The sequence below is a fragment of the Mesorhizobium sp. M2A.F.Ca.ET.039.01.1.1 genome (assembly GCF_003998035.1).
Lineage (GTDB): Bacteria > Pseudomonadota > Alphaproteobacteria > Rhizobiales > Rhizobiaceae > Mesorhizobium.
In genome coordinates this window covers 1-1,599 of record NZ_RZRY01001074.1, presented here as the reverse complement: position 1 = coordinate 1,599, position 1,599 = coordinate 1, and the positions used below count along the sequence as shown (strand labels likewise).

Below are 1,599 nucleotides of genomic sequence, written 5' to 3'. Positions count from 1 at the left end.
TCGCAGCGACGGTCAAGCCCGGCCTTCGCTACACGGGCGCCGTTGTTCCGACGTCGATCTGGGTGGAAATCCAGGCACTTTCCGCCGGCACGATCTTGGATCGGGCGGCCGACCATCCAAATGCCGTTCGGCTCACCGCCAGCGATGCGCAAATGTTCCGCAGCCAGATGGAGGCGATGGCATACCGCTTCGGGGAAGCCGCAAGCGATTCAGCCTTGCCGGAGCATACTCCGATCGCGTTGGCGGAATATTTGGGGGGCATAGCCAACGCGTTCGCTGGCGCCCGTGGCAACGTCGAAACAGATCGGTCCTCCAGTCGCCACCTCCGACAGGCATGGGCGGCCGAGGATTTTATTCGCGCGCACATCCGCGAAGACATCCCCATCATCCGGTTGTGCAAGGAAATCGGCATCAGCCGACGACAATTGGAGTATGCCTTTCGCGCCGCCTTTGCTCTCAGCCCGCTGGAATTCATCAGGGCGGTTCGCCTCAATGAAGCGAGGCGATTGCTCACTGCGCGGGGAGCGGATGGCTTGAGCGTCACAAGGATCGCGATGGAGGTGGGGATCACCCATCTTGGCCGTTTCGCTGCGAGTTATCGCATGCTGTTCGGTGAGTCCCCGAAGGACACACTTCAACGTGCCAGAAGATGACAACGAGGGTGAAACTCGGTCGCGGAATTGGCGCCAGTCGTCATGCAGGCAGTTCGACGGAAATTGCGCAATCCGAATAGAAGCCCGATTATATAATTAGTATTCTCTAAAATATGTTGCCTCCGGGGGCGGCGGTCCGGGTTTGCGTCAGGTGAGCGACCTCATCGGCTACGGATTTGAACGCAGGCAAGTTGTGAGTTCTTTGAGGATGCAAATGAAAAAATCGAGCTTGAGATCGACCGGCACTGCCGGGATAGCATTCGCATTGATGCTTGCGGGAATCGCCGATGCCGTTACACCCTTCGCCCTTTTCGTCAGCCCTGCGCAGGCCCGCGTCGGTCACCCGCTCACTCCAGGCAGCGTAGCTGGGGTTGCCAGGCGCACCACGCGCCGTACGATCCGCCGTTCGACCATCTATGTGACCAGACTACCGGCAGCGTGCGTGAAAACTTCGATCAACGGTACCGTGCTGTGGCACTGTGGCAGCACGTATTACCAGCCCTACGGGGGCCGATACGTCGTCGTCCACATTCATTGCGAAGCATGGCATCGGCTCTCCGGGCGGCCGCCAACTTGCGCCCGCCGGTCGCACAGGCTAGCTAGAAGCTCCTCTCAAGCGAGCCAATGCCATGCTTCGTCGCCCTTCCCTCACCCCGATCATCGGCGCGCTTCCCACCACGGTGCCGTTCGTCGGTCCGGAGGCGCAGGAGCGCGAGCGCGGGCGGCCTTTTCGCGCCCGCATCGGCGCCAATGAGAGCAGTTTCGGCCCGTCGCCGCGCGTCATTGCGCGCATGGAGAGCGTCGCGCGCGACCAGTGGATGTATTGCGATCCCGACAATTACGAGCTGAAGGTTGCGGCGGCCGCGCATCACGGCGTCGCCGTCGAAAACGTGGTCGTCGGCGAAGGCATTGACGGCCTGCTCGGCCTGGTGGCACGTATGTATGT

At 61.4% G+C, this 1,599-nt stretch carries 1 protein-coding gene and 2 pseudogenes; all 3 read left to right on the top strand.

Features of this window, described 5'->3' with window-relative positions:
- The coding region (locus EOA24_RS37350) for a helix-turn-helix domain-containing protein (RefSeq protein ID WP_133374877.1) at positions 1-653 on the top strand (653 nt) is incomplete at its 5' end.
- Positions 654-957: 304 nt separating this feature from the next.
- A pseudogene (locus EOA24_RS43620) lies at positions 958-1,185 on the top strand (hypothetical protein); the annotation flags it as partial.
- Between the two features lie 97 nt (positions 1,186-1,282).
- Positions 1,283-1,599 (top strand): annotated as a pseudogene (locus EOA24_RS37340) (pyridoxal phosphate-dependent aminotransferase); the annotation flags it as partial.